This is a genomic window from Porticoccus sp. (assembly GCF_041592135.1).
Taxonomy (GTDB): domain Bacteria; phylum Pseudomonadota; class Gammaproteobacteria; order Pseudomonadales; family Porticoccaceae; genus Porticoccus.
The window spans coordinates 1-3,479 of the sequence record NZ_JBFHQR010000184.1; the positions used below are offsets into that span (position 1 = coordinate 1).

The following is a 3,479-nucleotide window of genomic DNA, read 5'->3' on the forward strand; positions in this document are numbered from 1 at the left end:
ATTCGCCAGCAGCGGAATATCCTCTCTCCTGTCCCGCAGGGGCGGCAGTTCCAGCATCACCACATTGAGGCGGTAGTAGAGATCCTCCCGAAAGCTGCCGGACTGGATTTGCTCCTCGAGCACCTGGTGGGTGGCGGAGATCACCCGCACATCAATGGCGACGGAGGTATCGGCGCCCACCGGGCGCACCTCGCCCTCCTGCAACGTGCGCAGCAGTTTACTCTGGAAAGGCAGTGGCATATCGCCGATTTCATCGAGGAAAATGGTGCCGCCCCGGGCCTCCTGGAATAGTCCCTTGCGCTGGCTGGTAGCGCCGCTAAACGCCCCTTTGACGTGGCCAAACAACTCGGACTCGAACAGCTGTTCCGGAATGGCGCTGCAATTGACCGCCACGAACGGCCCCTTGCCGCGGGCACTGTCCCGGTGGATGGAGCGCGCCAGCAGTTCCTTGCCGGTGCCACTTTCACTCTGGATCAGCACGCTGACATCGGATTGCGCCACGCGCCGGGCCTGGTTCATGAGCTCCTGCATGACCCTGCTCTGGCCGACAGTCGAACCCGCCACCCCATTCAGAGGGGACTGATCCGCCGCCTGCTCAACGGGCGGCGACAGCGACAACGCCCTGCTGACCGTGGTGAGCAATTCAGTGCTGTCAAAGGGTTTGGTCAAATAGGAAAAGACCCCCTGCTGGGTCGCCTCCACCGCCTCGGGAATACTGCCGTGGGCGGTGAGAATAATCACCGGAAGGGAGGGTTGCCGGTGATTGAGGGCGGAGAACAACGCCATGCCGTCCATGCCCTCCATGCGCAGGTCCGTGACCACCAGTTGCGGGCGAAAGCCTGGCAGTGCCGCCAGGGCCTCCTCACCGCTGGCGACGGTTGCCACCTCGTAGCCGGAACTGGCCAGCCGCAGCCGCAGCAACTTGCGCAAATCGCCGTCGTCATCGACCACCAGAATCCTGGGCTTGTTGTCGCCATTTGCCACGTTGACTCAATCCTCCTGGCGTTCCATCAGGCCTTTTTCAATGGATTTCAGCTGTTCCAGTTGCTGCTGCAGGGTCAGCAGCTGCTGCGCCTGCTGCTCCAACCGCCTTTCCCAGGAACGGTTCAGCGCGCGGCGCTGCTGCAGGTTGAGCTGTTGCAGGCGCACGAAGCTGCGCAATTCCCCGTCGCCCTCCGGGCTGGCCAGCACCTGCTCAAACAGGGCCAACGCCCTGTCATTGTTCTGAAAACCGGAATCCGGCACGCTCAACAGCATCGCCAGAGGGAGCTGATCTGCGGGGCTGCGGGATTGTTCGGCACGCTGTTTTGCCGCCCGATAAGCGGCAATCAGCACATCACTGCGCTGCTGCCCCAGCCACTCGGCATAATTGACCAAAGTGACAAGCTCATAGTCCCGAGGCAGATAATCCGGCGTGACCGCCCCGGCGGACATCCCTCCGGCTCCGCTCCCGGCCCAGGGCATTCCCTGACAGCCGAGCAGGATGCCCGGCAGCAGCAACCAAAACAGCACTCTGCTCAACTTCCTGATCATTTTCTCTAACACGTTTGCCATTGGTCCTTATTGCGGTTGGGGGATCAAAACACACAGCCTTGCCCCCTGACTAGACGGTTGGACCATAATTTCACCACCCAGTGAGTGCACGTAGGCGCGACACACGGACAAGCCGATGCCCGAACCCCTCACGGCACTCCTGGCCGGAATCGACCCCTGATAAAAAGCCTCAAACACCCTTTCCCTTTCATCTTCCGGGATACCCGGCCCGCTGTCCTGCACCACAATTTCCAATTGCTGATGGCGCAGGGCCAAAGTGACGGTGACCAGGCCGCCCTGGGGCGAGTACTTCACCGCGTTGGATAACAGGTTGTCGATCACCGTGCGCAGTTTCTCCCGGTCCGCCGTTACCCTCAGCGGCTCGGTTTCGAGTTGCAATTGCAGGGACTTATTCTGCAGCGCCAACTGTTGATCCCGCAGCACCTCCTCCAGCAACTCGGCCAGGGGAAAAACACTGCTGTTGACGGCGACCTGGTGGGACTGCGCCACGCTGAAGCGCAGCAGGTTCTCGATCTGCCGCTGCAGGCGAAGCACATTGTGCTTCAACAGCTCGGCCACCTCCTGCTGATCTTCGCTCAAGGGGCCCAGGGTACCTTCACTGAGCAGTTGCGAGCCCTCGCGCAGGCTGGTCAACGGTGTTTTCAGCTCGTGGGACATGTGCTGCAGAAAGCGGGTTTTCTGCCCCTCCAGCTCGGTGATGCGCTGGCGCATCCAGTCGAGGCTGAGGCCGAGTTCCTGCAAGTCGTGGGGACCGACCACGGTCACCGGGCCGTCCAACTCACCGCGGCCCAGCCTGCGGATCGCCGCATCCAACTGGCGGATGGGTTTCAGCACCCGCGCCGCAAACATGTACACCACAAACAGCAAAATGGGCAGCAACCCCGCCAGTTGCCACAACATCAGGCTTTTCGCCCGCCGCGCCGATTGCTGTAATTTTTCCACCGCCCGGGACTTCAGCTCCACGGCCTCGTCGCGGATCATTTTGACCTTGACGTTAATGGCATCGAAACCGGCCAGCAGCTGCGCGGACTCTTCGGTGCCCAGCAGCACCGTTTGCAGTCCCTCGTAGATCAGGCTTTCCGCCTCCCGGATCTGCTGTTGCAGGGTGCCGATGCCGGCTTTCATCGGCACGTCGGCCAGCTGCCTCAGCGTCTCATTGAATGTTGCCCGGTGCTCGAGATAGACATTGAACAGCTCCTTGTCCAGCAGCACGTTGTACTGCCGGGCACTGCGCTCCATGGCAATCAGGGAATCGGACATGGTCTGGCTGGCGTTGGCCAGTATGGTCGCCTGGTGGATCGCCTCCTGGCCCTGCTGATTGAGCCGATTGACGTACAGGGTCGAGGTCAACAGCGCCACCGCCAGCGGCAACACCGCCAACAGCAGGGCAATAAAGGCCAGCCCCGGCAGGGAATTGACCCGGGGCAGATTGGCAAGCTTCACGGTGTCCCCCTTTCCAGGCAATCCACAGTGGGCATGTTATCCCATGGGCGACTAGCTGAGGTCTACCCCTGGCAGGCAGGAAAGACGACCCTGGCCACTTTTCGGGAGAGGAAAAAAAGCCGGGTATGCCCCGGCCAATCTCCCCTTACATGCGGATGTTGTTTGACTGGATTGTTATCCGCACTTGGATTCGCCGCAGTTCAGGCAGGTCATGCAGCCGTCCATCAGGATCACCGCCTTGGTCATACATTTATGGCACAGCTGGGCACTTTCCGGAAACGGGTTGTCGGTTTTTGCCGCCGGCGTCGCGAAGTTGCTGGCGGCTTCATACTCGGCGCGCTTTTCCGCCAGTATGGCTTTCTGGTGTTCACCCAACTCGGGGCTTTGCATCATGCCGATCTTGGTCAAGTGAGATTCAATAGCCTCGCCGATTTCCGCCACCAGTGACGGCATGAATTTGCCGCCGCGCTTGAAGTAGCCGC

General features: G+C 60.9%; 3 protein-coding genes and 1 pseudogene. All 4 read right to left on the reverse strand.

Annotated elements, in window-relative coordinates; all coding sequences use genetic code 11:
• A partial coding sequence (locus ABY948_RS11750) for a sigma-54-dependent transcriptional regulator (protein WP_461482723.1) occupies positions 1–984 on the reverse strand: 984 nt, incomplete at its 3' end.
• 6 nt (positions 985–990) lie between these two features.
• Positions 991–1,512: a hypothetical protein gene (locus ABY948_RS11755; RefSeq protein ID WP_461482724.1), complete on the reverse strand. Its 522-nt coding sequence runs from the start codon at positions 1,510–1,512 to the stop codon at positions 991–993.
• A gap of 48 nt (positions 1,513–1,560) precedes the next feature.
• Positions 1,561–2,997: a HAMP domain-containing sensor histidine kinase gene (locus tag ABY948_RS11760; protein WP_461482725.1), complete on the reverse strand. Its 1,437-nt coding sequence runs from the start codon at positions 2,995–2,997 to the stop codon at positions 1,561–1,563.
• Between the two features lie 174 nt (positions 2,998–3,171).
• Positions 3,172–3,479 (reverse strand): annotated as a pseudogene (locus ABY948_RS11765) (NrdJb); the annotation flags it as partial.